Source organism: Paenibacillus lautus NBRC 15380, assembly GCF_004000945.1.
In the GTDB taxonomy this organism is placed as follows: domain Bacteria; phylum Bacillota; class Bacilli; order Paenibacillales; family Paenibacillaceae; genus Paenibacillus_AQ; species Paenibacillus_AQ lautus.
Map to the genome: position 1 here is coordinate 13,650 of NZ_BIMF01000032.1, position 15,856 is coordinate 29,505.

Below are 15,856 nucleotides of genomic sequence, written 5' to 3' on the forward strand. Positions count from 1 at the left end.
GCATTCCCTACGTCCCTCCACCTTAAGGCAGCTTGCTTCCGGCGACGACGCGGTTAGGTGGTGCGGATGTGTCGCCGTGAATCATCTTCTTAGCAAATCTTCTGGCGACCGGGAGGCTCCTTAGCCCCGCTACGGGAATATGATGTTAGACGATTTCATTGCCTTCAGTCATCAACTGTCAAATAATCTTGTATATCGGTGTTCTAACTCCTTATTAAATAATTCTATAGGTCTAAGATATTCTCGTTGATTATTTAGATCTATCGATTTGTAAAGTCTATCGTTATTCCATCTATTTAAATCATAATAATTATCAAATTCCTTACGTACTTCCTGCATGATTAGAACAATATCATTCAGTGTTCCGAGAATACTTCTATTGTTAGTTGTTGTATAAACGGCTTCATTACACTCGTTTAGGTATTCATTAATTGTTGAATTGTTAATGTTTTCAGATATTAAATAATTCTTTAATTGTTCCTTAAATATATTTTTCAGGTCTTTATATTGGGTACTTCTAATTCCTGCTATAGTCAAACTCAATCTCGACAGATCATTTATTAAAACTATATGCTTCCGTTTGCTCACAAAAACGAGATTAGCATGCCAACTAAAGAACGGATCAGCAATGTCAATTTTGGTTATGGATTTATCGATTTTCATATCCTTTAATAAATTCTTTGTTGAGCGGATAATAAGCAAAATATCGCCTCTTCTTTAGTTTGATCTATTTATAGCTATGGTTTCGCTTAACGTCTTTTCCACGATTTCACCCATTTCCCCCACAGGACCAAATGGACGAATTCGTCTAATATACACATATAGTATGCCTCAGATCGATTCCAATCTCCAGCAAATGTGTGGCAAAAGAACGCAAAAGCTACAAAGCGCAATGGATTGTGGCCCTGAGATCACAGGTGATGATTGTAATGAAAAATATATATACGTAAGCAAACGAGATGGGGAGGATATGTTCGTGCTACAGTCTTAATCTATGTGCTTACGGGTATATCAGAGTCCTGTTGGCTCAGTAGACGGTAGTTTTGGATCAGGTGTAACTTCTGCTGTTAGAACTTTTCAAACTAAATTTGGCATGACTTCTGATGGAGTAGTGGGTTCAGGAACTTGGAATAGGATGAGTCAAAATGTAATAACTGAAGCTACTGACTATATCTTTTATCTTCACACACCGTTCAGCTCGACATATTGGGTGTATTATATGCATCTAGGAGGTAGTACTTCATTTTTAATTTATGACCTTATGTATAAAAGTAACAACACTACTGTAAGTACTGGAAGAGTCATTAAAAGGAGGGATTATTGGAGCATTGGGTAAAAGTGGAGGTTTTATATTTATGTCATCACAATAACCGAGAACCTTCTTTAACGAGGTCAAAAATGAAATCAGCTAGTCGGTCGCTATCTTCCATGGAGTTACTTTGAAAGTCGCAGAATATGCGGCCTTTTTTGTTTTTATATACCTAAGTTCTTATCCTAAATCAACGACAAAATATTTAAACTTAGCCGACTTGAATATATAGGTACTTATATTCATTTTTTGAAAATTAAGGGGGGTATTTTAAAAAATCATAACGTTTTAGTAATACATCACGTTAATCCTATTGTCATACCAATTAAAGAGTCTGGTAAGGGTTTGTAACTGGGGAAACTAATAATTGAAAGGAGCCAACAAGTTCATGAAAACTAAAACACTATTATCGGTTCTGCTTGGTGGAATTGTTGCAAGTGCTATTTTAGTATCGTCTACTACAACAGCGGAAAGATCTATTGCCCAGACACCGATGGAAGCTGCGGAAGGGTATTTTGATGCAATTATAGCTAAGGATAAAGAGGGAATGATGTTCTATGCAAAGGATACAAACTATTTAGATGAAAAAAGCCGGGAAGAAGGATATCGAGAGGATCTTAAAACAAATCCTACATCCAGTTATGAAATTGTTGGAAGCAAACAAATTAACAGTAATGAATTTGAGCTTTCAGTAATTTTGAACTATTCAGGCGAAGGTTACAAACACACACCACCACTGCCATATAAAGTTTTTAAAAGCGAAAATTCATGGAAAGTATTAGTTGAACCATTAGAAATCAACACACTGACAGGTGATGTGAAAAAAGGGATGCCAATTTACAAGTGGCAGTATACTGACAGTTAATAAATTGTATGAGTAACTATGTCGTAACTGAATCCACTAATCATATGTTTTATCTTCACACACCGTTCAGCTCGACATATTGGGTGTATTATACGCATCCAGGAGGTAGTACTTCATCTTTAATTTATGACCTTATGTATAAAAGTAACAACACTACTGTAAGTACTGGAAGAGTCTATTAAAAGGAGGATTATAAAATGAAAAAACAATTGGCTGTTGCAGCCTTAGCTAGTGCGCTTGTACTTGGTGGCGGAGGATTTGCTTACTATTCATACGCTGCCGACGCTGATGGAAAAACAGTTGTTCCCGTTGTTGAATCATCTCTAGCAACAATTCAAAACGAAGAAGCTTCGGTGCCTGAATCTTCATCACCAAGCCAAGAAACTGTTGAAATAAAGCCGGAAACAACGGTGGGTCCTGGTGTTCAAGATCCTGATACGGTCGATATAGCTGATGTGTCGGTTGCGGATATACATATTCCGCTTTTAAAAGATAACGCATCCGCAACACTCAGTTCCTCGGGACTGACTCGAATAAATATCCAAGCGCTGCAAAAAGAGTATGGACTTCACCTTAGATCCTTATTAACAACCACAGATGGTGATGAGATTCGTATATTTCAAGTCGACGCAAATATGGGGGTGTCAGATGCAATTGAGAGTTTGAAGGCAGATTATTCCCCGGAGACTTCTGAATTGATAGAGATAAATGGACTGAAAGCATTATATGTTGATGGTGAAGTCAGAAAAGTTGTACATTTGATTTCCGAGGATCACCTCTATACTATTTCAGCCAATACGGCCACACTTGAAGAATTGATGGATATTGCAAAACAAATTCATGAGTAATTCCCATTAAAAAAGCAGCTCTTAATCAGGCTGCAGGAATGCTGAAGAACGGTTAGATTTCGCCATTGGATTAGAGGATGTGCACCTGTAAGAAGGAAATATTATCCATATCTCACTAATCCTATGTCATCCTGCCATCCCATATCTCGCACCCCCTCTAGGTATGCATTATATAAAGAGCTTTGAAAAACATAGATCGTATTCAATTCGTTGGCCCGCTCAATAATATATCGATAATGGTCTATGGGGGGTAGGGGAGGAGTCAAATTTTATAATGAAGAAAATAGGTATATCTCTCGTATCATGTTCTGTCTTGGTATTAAGTTCTTATATGAATCATGCCGTCACAAAAAAAAGAGGCGGAGTCCATTGCTTTAGATGTTATGTCTGATGAAGATAAGAAGAATTGGCATATCTCCAGCACCAAAAGCGACAAAGCGAAAAGGATTGTGACCCTAAGATCCACAGGTGATGATTGTAATGAAAAATATATACGTAAGCAAACGAGATGGGGAGATTCTTGATCAGAGAGGCGGGGATCCTGTTAATCTGAATAGCAAAGCAAGGACTCTTTTATAAGAATCAAGCCGTTATAAAAAAGCCAGTGTCATCCAAATGGTTGGATAACACTGGCTTCTTTTGCCTGTCTTCCGACTAACCTGTTTCACCGCTTCTTCCAGAACAGCTGCAGCGCCATCTTCGCGCACCATAGGGCGAACAGCAGGAACAGCAGCGCCCAGACAAAGGCCGGGAGCACGGTCATGTTGGCCAGGTTGGAGGCGTCGCCCGCTTGCTTGGGCTGGGTCAGCGCCATGGTCAGGAGGGTTAGCGGACCGACCACGGACTCTTCCAGTACGAGAAAGGCGAGCAGCAGGTAGTAAAAATTCCGAACCTTTTCGCCAAGGAAATAGAAGATCAGATTCACGATCATAAAAATAATGAGCCACCATAATCCATAGCCGGCGCGAACGAAGAAGATGATCATAATGAGGGCAAGCACGGTAATGGTGATCAGGCCGGTGGCCTGTTTTTTCTTGGCATAGCCGTAAAACATCAGAATGGCAAACAGGGATGCCGACATATAACCTGCAAGCGAGACCACAATCGGACTCCAGCCGCCGGAAGCCAGCATGGAATAGGTCACGCCACTGTGATCGGGATTCAGCTCGATGCTGAGCACCCGCCCCGACATGAGAAGGGTCATGACAGCATGCCCCAGCTCATGGATCATCGTATCCAGGATGCGGAACCAGGAAGAGAAGGGGATCAGCCTTGTCAGAATAGCCGCGCCCACTAGAAATAACAATGCTTTCAGCCATTTATTCATTCGAAGGTCCTTTCAGCATAAAGTCATTCGCTAGACTATCATTCCGTCCATTATAATACAGATGAGAAACATGTGAAAACCGGTTAGTCACTATAGGTTAAATGGTATAATCGAAGTTGTGACGGAGGTTCATATTCGATGAGAAACGATAAGCCTAACAACGACAATCACATAGAACATATAAGACATACTACGCTCGTGAATGACCAAGGGATTCGTTTTGCCGAATTTGAGCTGGCTGGCGACGAGCAGGACGTCCCGTTACCGGACAAGCCATCGGATCATCAGGGGCAGGCAGCCGTTGATTCTGCTGCACCAGCGAAGGAATCCCTGATCGTGAAGCCGCAGCAGCCGCTGGATCTGAACTGGGGCGAGGACTTCCGCTACGTGACCAAGGAGCAGCAATTCGTGCAGAAAGCAAGGGAGCTCGTATGGCATGTGGAGGGGGAGAGCCCTTTTGTAGCTTTCAAAAGCTATTGGCCGACCTACGACCAGATGGCCAGCGACCAGTTCAAATGGTATTTTTACTGGCGGGAGGAAGTAAGATCAGGGCGTTACCCGGATACGGACTTATCCTATTTGTTTGTCTATTTTTACGAGCTGATCCATGGGGTGGGCTGGAGCGATCCCCTGCAGGGCTATGAATTGATGGAGCAGGCGTGGACGGCCTACCGTAAGCGATATGCCAAGCTGGATACGTACCTGCGGGAGTGGTTATATGATTTTATGATCGTGCATGGCTTGGATATGCCGATTCGGGAAACGTACCAGCGCTTCCCGCGCGTTTTATCCGCGGAGCTGAAGGAGAAGGAGTGGAAGCGCCGGTTCTCCCTCCAGCCGGTGGAGCTGACGTGGGAGCTGCTGCTGGATTTGCTGGATTATGACGTGGAGAAGAGCCGTTTTTACCAGGAGAATGGCCGCAAGGACCTGGAACAGTACGCCCCGAAGGTGATTGCGCTCGTGGACAGCTATTGGGCCAAAATGAAGGGGCAGCGCTTCATCGACCGCTTTCAGCCACGGCCCCGGCAGGTGAAACGGCATTTATTCCGCAGCGCGGTGTACGATCATGGGTTATACGGGCGAAACGTCGTGCTGACGGTGGTGTCCTTAAGCGAGTACGCTCCTCTGCGCTCCTATATAACGGGTCTGGTTCGCTTGACCGAGAATAAGCTGCGGGAATTGAGAGGCTTTAAGGGACGGCTGCGCGGGGCGGATACAGTTGAGCCCGAAGTGGAAGAGATCATCACCCGTTATCTGAAAAAAGAGATTCAGGAGGAGCTGGAGGCTCAGCGCAAACAGGCGATACCTGAGGTTCAGATCGACACAGGGAAGCTGCGCAGATTACAGCGGGAGTCGGACCAGGTTCGCGACATGCTGCTTACGGAGGAAGCCGGGCAGCAGGCTGAAGTGACCTACAGCCAGCCGGCACCGGAGTCTGCTCCGTCAGTTGGAGCTTCTTCGGACCACGCCGAAGATGTGGGAATAAGCACTATCATGGCTGTGCCTTCCAAGGGTCGGTCCTCGCGAAAATCTGCGGCGAAGAAACCGGACGTGTTCCAGGCGGTGATGGATTTTGATGCGGATCCTTATGAGCCGGGCGCCATAGAGGTGCGTGAACAGCATGACGATGCAGATGTCATCGTTCGTTCCGTGAACACGGAAGAATCGGAGTCATTAGCAGCTAATGAAAGGTCTATGGAGCCGTCAGAGAGCACTGATGATCGCTTGATGCAATCCATGGGTTCTCTAGAAGAGCATTCATCTGAAGCTGGGGTTATCCATGTTATGGACCCCCACGTCGTAGATGAAGAGACCTATACAGTGATGCCTACAGTAGTAGGAGAACGGTCGTGGCAATGGGAGGTAGAGGATGAGGAATGGCAGGAGCTCGCGGAGCGTCTCAATCCCATCCACTTGGAAGTTCTCCACACCCTCAAGGCGGGACCGAACCGACCGGGGCTGCAGCAAATTGCGGAGAAGGCCGGTTCCATGCCGGCGTTATTGCTCGATGAGATCAATGAGGCCGCGATGGATACCATCGGTGATCTTCTGATCGATGGAGAGACCATTGCGGATGAGTATATAGATATGCTGGAAACATTGAAGTCCGAATAACCGGACGGATTGAAATCGATTTGACTCGTTAGGCTTGAGAGATGTTTGGAAGATGCTTGAAAGAGGTGGAACTATGACGGAACTAAAAATACCAAAACGGCTCACAACCGCCCTCGTAAACTCTTTAACGGCAGGGGTGGTGCCGCGGGTGGGACTTGAGTTCATTGCCGTCGGCCGAAAGCCGGAGGTGGAGTCCATCCTGCGCGATATGGATAATATCGCCGAGGGCGGCGCAGCCTTCCGCCTGATTACGGGCCGCTACGGAAGCGGCAAAAGCTTCCTGCTGCAGATCATCCGCAACTACGCGATGGACCGCGATTTCGTGGTGGCGGATGCGGATCTGTCGCCGGAGCGGCGGCTGGTGGGCACGAAAGGGCAAGGGCTTGCCACGTACCGTGAGCTGATGACCCATCTGTCCACAAGGACGCGTCCGGACGGGGGCGCGCTCGAGGCCATTTTGCAGAAATGGATCGCGGCGATCCAGCAGGAGATCATGCAGGAGACGGGCATGCGGCCGGATGACCCTGCCTTGAACGATAAGGTGGAACTGCAGATTTATGCAGTGACGAACGGCATGCAGAATCTGGTGCACGGGTTTGATTTTGCGAAGGTGCTGGCTGCTTATTGGAACGGTTATAAGCTTGGCGACGATGACCGCAAGGGAGCGGCGCTGCGCTGGCTCCGCGGGGAAGTCCCGACGAAGACGGAGGCCCGCAAGGACCTTGGCGTCGGGGTCATTATCGATGACGACAATTGGTACGATTACATGAAGCTGTGGTCGGAATTTACGGCCGCCATCGGGTATAAGGGATTGCTGCTGTTTATTGACGAAGGGGTTAACCTCTACAAAATCACCAACAGCGTGTCCCGCCAGAGCAACTACGAGAAGCTGCTGACCATGTTCAACGACACGATGCAGGGCAAAGCGGAGCATTTGGGCATCTATATGGGCGGAACTCCGCAGTTTGTCGAGGATGAGCGCCGGGGGTTGTTCAGTTATGACGCGCTGCGCTCCCGCCTGATCGACGGACGCTATGGCAGCAGTTCGCTGAGAACCTACACGTCGCCCATCCTGAAGCTGGACATGCTGTCGTATGAGGAGATTCTTATTCTCCTGCAAAAGCTGAGGGATATCCATGCCCTGCACTTCAAATATGAAGCGCAGTTAACGGATGATCAGCTCATCGCCTTCATGCAGACGGCCGTGAATCGGCTGGGGGCTGAGGAGCTGCTTACCACCCGCGAGGTGGTGCGGGATTTCATGGATCTGCTGCACACGCTGCATCAGCATCCGGAGGCCACGTTTGAGGAGTTGCTAGGGGAGCGCGCCGCGGCGCAGCCGCTGGGCAAAGGGCAAAGCGATGCTCCTTCGGACGATTTGGACGATCTGCTGGCGGAGTTTGAATTATGAGTGCGAACCCGTTTTCCAGACTGGCCCCGTTCATTCAGGAGTTTATCTATAAAAAAAGATGGGACACGCTTCGCGAGGCGCAGGTGGAAGCCTGCCGCGTCCTGTTTGATACGCCCAATCATCTGCTGATCGCTTCGGGCACGGCATCGGGCAAGACCGAAGCCGCATTCTTCCCGGCGCTGACGGAGCTGTACAACCTGCCTTCCAGCTCGGTCGGGATCCTGTATATCGGGCCGCTTAAGGCGCTGATTAACGACCAATTTGAGCGCATCTCTGATCTGTTGAAGGAGGGCCAGGTGCCGGTATGGCATTGGCACGGCGATGTGTCTCAAGCCGAGAAAACGAAGCTGATGCAGAAGCCGTCGGGCGTGCTGCAGATTACGCCGGAATCGCTTGAGGGGTTGCTCATGAACCGGCCGAACGCCATCCCGGCGCTGTTCCAGGATTTGCGGTATGTCATCATTGACGAGGTCCATGCCTTCATGGGAGCCGACCGCGGCATTCAGGTGCTGAGCCAGCTGACCCGGATCGAGCGGATGGCTGCCTGCTCGCCTCGCCGCATCGGGCTGTCGGCAACGCTCAGCGATTACGAGACCGCAGCTGGATGGCTGGGCGCGGGCACGAAGAACGCGGTCGAAGTCATTGCCCCGCAAGGAGGACGGAAGCTGCGGCTGTCGGTCGAGCATTTCTCCTTCCCGGATGCGCGGGACGAGAAGCAGGCGGAGCAGCTGGAGCTTGCGCGCAAAGCCTATTACGACTTCGTGTACGACAACACGCATCTGAAAAAAGCGCTGGTCTTCACGAACAGCCGCTCGGATGCCGAGCTGACCACGCTCGAGCTGCGCCGGATTGCAGCCAAGCGCGAGCAGCGGGATGTCTTCCATGTGCACCATGGAAGCATCTCCGCCATGCTGCGCGAGGAAGCCGAGGCCGCGCTCCGCGAAGGTCCGGGGCCAGCGGTTGCGGCAGCCACCCTGACGCTGGAGCTCGGCATCGATCTCGGCGAGCTGGAGCGGGTGATCCAGCTTGGTGCGCCGTACAGCTGCTCCAGCTTCGTTCAGCGGCTGGGCCGCTCCGGTCGGCGCGGAGATCAGGCCTCCGAGATGATGTTCCTCTGTCCGGAGGATGAGGACGAGGAGGCCATGCTGCCTGCGCGCATGCCATGGATGCTGCTCCGGGCCATTGCGGTCATAGAGCTGTATGTCCGCGAAAAGTGGGTCGAACCGCTGGCCCTGCGGAAGAAACCCGTTGGCGTGCTTTACCATCAGACGATGAGCACGCTCAAGAGCATGGGCGAGGCTGAGCCGCCGGATCTGGCGCGAGCGGTGCTGACCCTGCCGGCTTTCCGCGGCATTGAGCCGGAGGAATACAAGGAGTTCCTGCAGTATTTGCTCCAAACCGATCATATCCAGCGGACGGAAGAAGGCAGTCTGATCATCGGCCTTGGCGGGGAGAAGATCGTGAACAACTACCGCTTCTATGCGGTATTTAAGGACGATGAAGAGCATGTCGTCTATAACGGGTCCGAAGAAATCGGATCGATTACGACGGTGCCGCCGCCAGGTTACTGCTTTTCGCTGGCAGGCAAGCTGTGGAAGGTGGAGGAAGTCGATACGAAGCATAAAGCCCTGTATGTGAAGTCGGCCAAGGGCAAGGTCGATACCTTGTGGCTTGGCGCAGGCGGCGATGTGCATACCCGCGTGGTGCAGAAGATGCGGGAGGTGCTGGCCGACAACGCTATCTATCCGTACCTGGCACCGGGGGCAGTGAATCGCCTGGAGCGGGCTCGCCGTCTTGCCCGGGAAAGCGGACTGCTGAAGCAGGTGGTCCTACCGGCGGGCGGTGACTCCCTGTTCATTCTGCCTTGGGCGGGCAGCAAGCAGTTCCGCACGCTGGAGCGATTGCTGAAGCATAATCTGTCCGAGCGGCTGGCGCTTCGCTCCATCGTCCCGATGGAGCCGTATTATATGGTGGTCGCGGGGAAAGTCGATAATAAGACGCTGATGGAGGAAATCAAGAAGGAACTGATGGATTGCGAGGATGCCGGCGCGCTCCTCGATCCGGATGAGGCGCCGTATCTCGGCAAATATGATGAGTTCGTTCCGCCGAAGCTCGTTCGCACCGCTTTTGCCGCCGATGGACTGGATCTGGAGGGACTGGCAGAGGTGCTGGGGATGGCACAAGGAGCAGCGGGAAGGGGAGTTACGGATGTGTGAAAAGGAAGAAGTACTTCCTGGTGGCAATGTGAACGAAGTCGTACGTATCGGAAATAACGTTCACCGTACTACAAACTGGAGTTCTTTTGTACATGACTTGCTTCGACATTTGGATAAGCAGGGTTTTGAAGGCGCCCCCAAGTTCGTAGGCATTGATCATAGCGGTCGCGAGATCTTGTCCTTTATTCCTGGAGAGGTGCCGGGAAACCAATATCCTGATTTTAAACCTTATATATGGTCAGACCATGCCCTTACCCAGAGTGCAGCGTTGTTGCGGCGTTATCATGACGCCGTACAAGGCTTTGCAGCAACTTCGATCCAACCGGAGGATGCACATAACTTTCGGGCTCTGGAGGAGTGGGATGATGAAGTGATCTGTCATAATGATGCCGCGCCATACAATATCGTTTTTCAAGATGAAGTGCCGGTTGCGCTGATCGATTTTGATTTGGCTGCGCCGGGCCCAAGAATCTGGGACATCGTTTATATGCTGTACACCTCAGTCCCGCTGGCAAGCTTTGCAATAGATTACACTACAGGGTCATCGATACCTTATAGATCGGAATTACATGCTGCAGATCGCACGCACAGAATATCGCTGTTCTTTAAGTCTTATGGTATAGAACCGCCTCCCAACATGAAAGATTGGACGATAAGACGCATCCAGGCATTATGCGATACACTTATAACTGGTGCGGCACAAGGCAACAAGGCTTACCAGAACATGATCGATGAGGGGCATGTGGCCCATTACCAACGAGAGATTCAATTTCTGCAGGCACACTTCGAAGATTGGTACCGATGAAGGGTACCGATTTGAAGAGTGGCCTGCTTTTTTTTATCTCGATCCCCAAGGGTTGGTCTGCATAGAAAAAATATTTTGTAACCCCTTCCAAAAAAGCATTGTGTTCACCTCACATGTATGGTAACTTATGTACATAAAAACGTTTTTATCGCAAAGGAAGAATGGAATGGTTATATGGGTAAAGTAACGATCAAGGATGTGGCAAGAGAAGCCGGGGTCTCCATTTCTACGGTTTCGAATGCATTGAATGATGTAGATGTATTGAACCCGGAGACCAAATCCCATGTGCTGAAGGTGGCGGAGCGACTCAATTATGTGCCTAACCTGAACGGAAAGCTGTTGAAGTCGGGGAAGACCAAGATGTTGGGCTTCTTTACGACAAGCGTGTCAGGGCCTTACTTCTACACACTGGTGGAGTCGATGTCACGGGAATGTGACCGTCAGGGTTATGGTTTGAACGTGTTTGTGACCAAGGATAAACAGGTGATTATGAGCAATATCATGGGCGGCCGGGTGGATGGCGTCATTATCTTCGAAGAGCTGAAGATCGATGATAGAGACATCGCCGCCATGGAGAAGGACAAGATTAAGGCCGTTTTCCTGGATCGAGAGGTTCAGAGCGAAACGATGGGCAGCATCATATTCGACTCTTACGTAGCCGGTTATGAAGCAACCAAATACTTGATCAGCCTGGGGCATAAGAAGATCGCCTACATCTCCGGCGTGGATACGATGTTTGACAGCGTGCAGCGGAAGGAAGGGTATCTGGCTGCGCTTCGGGAGTGCGGGTTCCCGATCGACGGAGACTACATACTGCAAGGCTATTTTGAGGAAGAAGGCTCCTATAACGCCGTCAAATCGTTTCTTCACTTACACCCCGGGAAAGTGCCGGATGCTTTTCTTGCCGGTAATGACGTGAGTGCCATCGGCTGTATTCGGGCGTTGAAGTCCCATGGATACGAGGTTCCGCAGGACGTCAGCGTCGTGGGCTTCGATGATATCGATATCGCGCAGTATTTTACCCCGCCTTTATCGACCGTACGCAATCAGATTGCCAGACAGGGGATTCTGGTGGTGGATCATCTGGTGCGTATGATTCAGAAGAAAGAGAAGGGCAAGATTCAGAAGCTTCCAGGGGAGCTGGTCGTTCGCGGCTCCAGTCACGTGAAGATGAATCGGAATGAATCGGGTTAAGCGAAGAAAAGAAATCACACCAAGTCGATTTTTTAAAATGATTTTAAAAAATCAGGGGTTTTTTTCGCCAAAAATAAAAACGTTTTTATGCGTTTTTTGATCAAAGGAGGCTAAGCAGGTGAGCAAAACAGCTGCAGTTCAGTCGACCGGCACGGGCCCGGTTCAACCCACCGGGAAGAAGCCGTTGGGGCAGAGGTTCAAGGAATTTTTCATCGATTACAAGCGGCAGTGGGAACTGCAATCGATGATCATACCCGGCGTTATCTTCATGTTTATCTTCTGCTACATACCGATTTACGGTTTGACGATTGCGTTTAAAAATTACACCGTTATCGATACGCTGGATTCCGCGCCGTGGGTTGGTCTGGACAATTTCAAGATTATTTTGTCGGACAAGTATTTCTGGGACTCCGTCGTCAACACGCTGGGCATCAGCTTCTTGAAATTGGCGATCGGCTTTGTCATTCCGATTATTCTGGCCATTATGATTTACGAGGTCGGCATGGGGCGATTCAAAAAATTCGTCCAAACGGTCTCATATCTGCCTCACTTCTTGTCCTGGATCGTTTTGGGCGGCATGCTCATTACCTGGTTCTCGACATCCGGCCTGTTCAACGAAATATTGCTTGCTCTGGGGCTGATCTCGCAGCCGCAAAACATTCTGCTCGACCCGAGCAAATATTGGTGGATCGCAACGCTGTCGGATATTTGGAAAGAGGCCGGCTGGGGAACGATTCTGTACCTGGCGATCATGGCCAAGATCGATCCTACCTACTACGAGGCCGCAAGAATCGACGGGGCTAGTCGACTGAGACAAATCTGGAACATTACCCTACCGAACATGAAGATGATTATCAGCTTGAACCTGATCCTTACTGTAAGCGGTTTATTGGGGTCGAATCTGGATCAAACCCTGGTGCTCATGAATTCGCAGAACCGGGAAAAGGCCGAAGTCATTAACTCGTACGTGTACCGGATGGGTATGACGCAGGGCGATTTCTCTTATGCGACCGCCGTTGGTTTGGGTGTATCCATCATCTCGGTCATTCTGCTTGTTACGGCCAACAAAGTAACCAGTAAATTGAATGATAATCAATCCGTCCTGTAGGTCATGCAAAAGGGAGGTATTACGGTGAATTTGAAAGCAGCAAAAGGGGATCTTGACAGTCGGATCTTTGATACGATCAACATCATTTTACTGGTTACGTTTACGATCATCATCGTCGTTCCGTTATGGAACGTTGTCGTCTCATCCTTTAGCTCGGGCAGGTCCCTTGCCGAGGGCGGGTTCATCTTCTGGCCTACGGAATTCTCGCTGGAGAATTATCAGGCCGTGTTCAGGGATGCAAACATATGGAATGCCTTCTTCATCTCGGTGGCCAAAACGGTCATCGGGGTCATCACGCACGTGTTCTTCTGTGCCATGGTGGGTTACGGCTTGAGTAAAAAATACGTCCGCGGCCGCAAGTTCTACGTGGCGATGGGTGTCGTCACCATGTTTTTCTCGGGCGGCATGATTCCGACGTACTTGTTGATCAAAGACTTGGGGCTGTTAAACAGCTTCTGGGTTTATATTATCCCAGCTCTATTAAGCTTTTACGACGTCATCATTCTGATGAACTTCTTCCGAAACGTACCGGATTCGCTGGAAGAGTCGGCCAAGATCGACGGCGGGGGCGATTGGAGAATTTTCCTGAGCATCTTCATTCCTCTTTCCATGCCGGCCATGGCAACCATCGCGCTGTTTAACGGGGTCGGGCAGTGGAACGATTTTATGACCACCAAATTGTATATTACCGATCAGTCGCTGTATCCGTTACAGATGATGCTGTATGAGATTATTGTGCAGTCCCAGACGCAATCGATGCAAAATATCGGTTCGGTTGCAATTCAGACGACCACCAAAGGGGTCCAACTAGCAACAATTGTCGTGACGACGCTGCCGATTGTTGTGATGTATCCAATATTACAGAGATATTTTATCTCCGGCATGATGCTCGGAGCTGTCAAAGAGTAGCAAAGCCGCAGCTCTTTAAGGGAGTGGAAAAGAAGCAAGCCTGTAAAAACAAGGGTCTAATTAGAAAGCGCTTTTATTAAAAGGGAGGTTTACAGGATGTTGATGAACAAGGCTTTGGGTAAGAAGGGACTTACGCTGATTACAGCACTGATGGCGGTTGTGCTGGTTGTGAGCGGCTGCGGCGGATCGGGCGGGGGTTCCGGATCCAAGAAGGAAAATTGGGTTTCGATCGAGGATCGTTATACACCGGATGCCGAGACGCCGGCTTGGCAGCTGGATAAAAAAGAAGAGACGACCGAGCTGACTTGGTACGTGAATGCGGACTGGTGGAACACGGATTTTGGCAAGGACGTTGTAACCAAGAAGATTAAGGAAGACCTGAACATCAATATCAAATTCATCACAGGTGACGACACCAAACTGAATACGTTTTTTGCCGGTGGGGAAATGCCGGATCTGATTACGACGTTTGACTCCAACTCCCCGGTCGTGCAGAAGGCGGCGACATGGGCGCTGCCGCTGAACGATCTGGCCGAGAAATATGATCCTTATTTCAATAAGGTAGCGGCGCAGGATACGCTCAACTGGTTCCAATTGAAGGATGGCAAAACGTACGGATACCCGAACTATTCCAATACGCAAGAAGACTATGACAGCGGCAATATTCCGGCCAAAACGGCATTTATCATCCGTAAGGATGTTTACGAAGCGTTAGGCAAGCCTGTCATGGGAACGCCGGAAGAATTCCGGGCGACTCTCGCCGATATCAAGCAGCAATTCCCTGCCCTGATTCCACTCGGCTTTAACTCCATCGGCGAAGGAACGGGATCGCTTGGCGACGTGCTACAGGATTTCATCGGCGTGCCGCTGGAGGAGAACGGCGGTTTCTATAACCGTAACCTGGATGAAGATTATCTGACTTGGGTGAAGGCGTTCAATACCGTGTATCGGGACGGCGCGATCAGCGATGACAGCTTTGCCGATGACGGAACGGCTTTTGAAGAGAAGGTGAAGGCTGGCAAATACGCAACGATTATGCTGGACGGCACGCCGCAGCAGGGCGGTAACCTGCAAAGCTTCTACAGCAACAATAAAGGCAAAGAGTACATCGCGATTGACGGACCGCAAAGCACGGCAGGACGTCAGCCGACGCTGAATCAATCCGGTATCACCGGCTGGATGATCAGCTTCATTACGAAAAATAATGCAGATCCTGCCAAGTCCATTCAGCTCTTCACGTACCTGTTAAGCGAAGAAGGACAAATGCTGATGAACTATGGCATCGAAGGCGAGACTTACCAAGTGAATGCGGATGGCACGGTGGAGTTCCTCCCTGCCTTGAAGGATCTTCAGATGAACAATCCGGATACGTTTAAGAAGGATTACCGCATGGGCGAATTCATGTTCTTCGGGCATGACCGTCACAAAGCGCTGAGCGGGGATGCTTTCCCGGATGCGATCAAGCAAATGCAGGAATGGGGCAAAGGCAAGCTGACGCCGCACTTTATTTTGGAGAATATCAACCCGGATCAGGGAACACCGGAAGCGCGCTCTCTGACAGCCATCAATACGAAATGGAACTCCACGCTCGTCAGCATGATTCGTTCCAAGGATGATGCGGCGTTCGACAACCTATTAAACGAATACAAAAAGTTCCTGGACGATAACAACTGGGATAAAATCGTCGAAGTCCGCAATGAGAAGATGAAGGTGAACAAAGAGAAGCTGGGGCTGAAATAAGTTTGCGTT

13 protein-coding genes are annotated in these 15,856 nt (G+C 49.5%); 11 read left to right on the top strand and 2 right to left on the bottom strand.

Annotated features, from left to right (window positions below; all coding sequences use genetic code 11):
* Positions 1-171: 171 nt before the first annotated feature.
* Positions 172-702 (bottom strand): DUF6933 domain-containing protein, encoded by a 531-nt coding sequence (locus PLA01S_RS29685; protein ID WP_127595847.1) that lies wholly within the window; start codon positions 700-702, stop codon positions 172-174.
* Positions 703-994: 292 nt separating this feature from the next.
* On the opposite strand from PLA01S_RS29685, the gene PLA01S_RS29690 reads away from it, so the two are divergent.
* The 3 genes from PLA01S_RS29690 to PLA01S_RS29700 all read left to right on the top strand — a co-directional run bounded on the left by PLA01S_RS29690 (position 995) and on the right by PLA01S_RS29700 (position 3,022).
* Complete coding sequence (locus PLA01S_RS29690; protein ID WP_127595850.1) at positions 995-1,336, top strand: peptidoglycan-binding domain-containing protein; 342 nt, start codon at positions 995-997, stop codon at positions 1,334-1,336.
* A gap of 361 nt (positions 1,337-1,697) precedes the next feature.
* Positions 1,698-2,174: a hypothetical protein gene (locus tag PLA01S_RS29695; RefSeq protein WP_127595853.1), complete on the top strand. Its 477-nt coding sequence runs from the start codon at positions 1,698-1,700 to the stop codon at positions 2,172-2,174.
* A 197-nt stretch (positions 2,175-2,371) separates the two neighbouring features.
* Positions 2,372-3,022, top strand: coding sequence for a DUF4367 domain-containing protein (locus PLA01S_RS29700; RefSeq protein WP_127595856.1), 651 nt, complete (start codon positions 2,372-2,374; stop codon positions 3,020-3,022).
* 664 nt (positions 3,023-3,686) lie between these two features.
* Here PLA01S_RS29700 and PLA01S_RS29705 read toward each other — a convergent pair.
* Positions 3,687-4,349, bottom strand: coding sequence for a M50 family metallopeptidase (locus PLA01S_RS29705; RefSeq protein ID WP_100539625.1), 663 nt, complete (start codon positions 4,347-4,349; stop codon positions 3,687-3,689).
* Between the two features lie 138 nt (positions 4,350-4,487).
* Between PLA01S_RS29705 and PLA01S_RS29710 the strand changes: the two genes are divergently transcribed.
* The 8 genes from PLA01S_RS29710 to PLA01S_RS29745 all read left to right on the top strand — a co-directional run bounded on the left by PLA01S_RS29710 (position 4,488) and on the right by PLA01S_RS29745 (position 15,847).
* Positions 4,488-6,464: a TerB N-terminal domain-containing protein gene (locus PLA01S_RS29710; protein WP_127595860.1), complete on the top strand. Its 1,977-nt coding sequence runs from the start codon at positions 4,488-4,490 to the stop codon at positions 6,462-6,464.
* 73 nt (positions 6,465-6,537) lie between these two features.
* Positions 6,538-7,875 carry an ATP-binding protein gene (locus PLA01S_RS29715; RefSeq protein ID WP_127595863.1) on the top strand — a complete coding sequence of 446 codons (1,338 nt, stop codon included), beginning with the start codon at positions 6,538-6,540 and terminating at the stop codon, positions 7,873-7,875.
* On the top strand, positions 7,872-10,091 hold the full coding sequence (locus tag PLA01S_RS29720) for a DEAD/DEAH box helicase (protein WP_127595866.1): 2,220 nt from the start codon (positions 7,872-7,874) through the stop codon (positions 10,089-10,091). The genes PLA01S_RS29715 and PLA01S_RS29720 overlap by 4 nt, the downstream gene beginning before the upstream one ends.
* A complete protein-coding gene (locus tag PLA01S_RS29725) occupies positions 10,084-10,896 on the top strand; it encodes a phosphotransferase (protein ID WP_127595869.1) in 813 nt (270 codons plus the stop codon). Before PLA01S_RS29720 ends, PLA01S_RS29725 begins: the two co-directional genes overlap by 8 nt.
* Before the next feature lie 174 nt (positions 10,897-11,070).
* Positions 11,071-12,090: a LacI family DNA-binding transcriptional regulator gene (locus tag PLA01S_RS29730; RefSeq protein ID WP_127595872.1), complete on the top strand. Its 1,020-nt coding sequence runs from the start codon at positions 11,071-11,073 to the stop codon at positions 12,088-12,090.
* A gap of 118 nt (positions 12,091-12,208) precedes the next feature.
* Positions 12,209-13,198, top strand: a complete 990-nt coding sequence (locus PLA01S_RS29735) for an ABC transporter permease (RefSeq protein WP_174819276.1) — start codon at positions 12,209-12,211, stop codon at positions 13,196-13,198.
* Between the two features lie 24 nt (positions 13,199-13,222).
* Positions 13,223-14,107 (top strand): carbohydrate ABC transporter permease, encoded by an 885-nt coding sequence (locus PLA01S_RS29740; protein WP_127595875.1) that lies wholly within the window; start codon positions 13,223-13,225, stop codon positions 14,105-14,107.
* Between the two features lie 96 nt (positions 14,108-14,203).
* On the top strand, positions 14,204-15,847 hold the full coding sequence (locus PLA01S_RS29745) for a type 2 periplasmic-binding domain-containing protein (protein WP_127595877.1): 1,644 nt from the start codon (positions 14,204-14,206) through the stop codon (positions 15,845-15,847).
* The last annotated feature ends 9 nt before the right edge of the window (positions 15,848-15,856 follow it).

Coding starts and splice junctions, on each gene's coding strand:
- PLA01S_RS29745 (WP_127595877.1), top strand. CDS start 14,204: ATGTTGATGAACAAGGCTTTGGGTAAGAAGGGACTTACGCTGATTACA.
- PLA01S_RS29695 (WP_127595853.1), top strand. CDS start 1,698: ATGAAAACTAAAACACTATTATCGGTTCTGCTTGGTGGAATTGTTGCA.
- PLA01S_RS29700 (WP_127595856.1), top strand. CDS start 2,372: ATGAAAAAACAATTGGCTGTTGCAGCCTTAGCTAGTGCGCTTGTACTT.
- PLA01S_RS29720 (WP_127595866.1), top strand. CDS start 7,872: ATGAGTGCGAACCCGTTTTCCAGACTGGCCCCGTTCATTCAGGAGTTT.
- PLA01S_RS29710 (WP_127595860.1), top strand. CDS start 4,488: ATGAGAAACGATAAGCCTAACAACGACAATCACATAGAACATATAAGA.
- PLA01S_RS29730 (WP_127595872.1), top strand. CDS start 11,071: ATGGGTAAAGTAACGATCAAGGATGTGGCAAGAGAAGCCGGGGTCTCC.
- PLA01S_RS29705 (WP_100539625.1), bottom strand. CDS start 4,349: ATGAATAAATGGCTGAAAGCATTGTTATTTCTAGTGGGCGCGGCTATT.
- PLA01S_RS29725 (WP_127595869.1), top strand. CDS start 10,084: ATGTGTGAAAAGGAAGAAGTACTTCCTGGTGGCAATGTGAACGAAGTC.
- PLA01S_RS29715 (WP_127595863.1), top strand. CDS start 6,538: ATGACGGAACTAAAAATACCAAAACGGCTCACAACCGCCCTCGTAAAC.
- PLA01S_RS29690 (WP_127595850.1), top strand. CDS start 995: ATGTGCTTACGGGTATATCAGAGTCCTGTTGGCTCAGTAGACGGTAGT.